The sequence below is a fragment of the Nocardioides sp. CPCC 206348 genome, assembly GCF_048654705.1.
Lineage (GTDB): Bacteria > Actinomycetota > Actinomycetes > Propionibacteriales > Nocardioidaceae > Nocardioides.
Genome location: NZ_JBMCZA010000197.1, coordinates 12781 through 13044, shown reverse-complemented (window position 1 = coordinate 13044; position 264 = coordinate 12781). Strand labels below are relative to the sequence as shown.

Annotated in this window: 1 protein-coding gene; it reads right to left on the bottom strand. The window is 69.3% G+C overall.

Going from position 1 to position 264, the window contains the following annotated elements:
- Positions 1–30 precede the first annotated feature (30 nt).
- The coding region (locus ACOADB_RS18395) for an RtcB family protein (protein WP_378601641.1) at positions 31–264 on the bottom strand (234 nt) is incomplete at its 5' end.

Sequence of the window (264 nt, the reverse complement as noted above, 5' to 3'; positions counted from 1 at the left end):
AGGGCGGGACAACCTCCCTGGGCATCACAGCTAGTCGCCCTTCACGTTCACGATCTGCCGCAGCGTGTGCCGGATCTCGACCAGGTCGGCGGCGTCCGCCATCACCTGGTCGATGTCCTTGTACGCCGCCGGGATCTCGTCGATGAACGCGTCGGTGTCGCGGTACTCGATGCCGGCCATCGCCTCCCGCAGCTGCTCACGCGTGAAGGTGCGCCGGGCCCGAGAGCGCGAGTACTCCCGGCCCGCACCGTGCGGCGCGGAGTG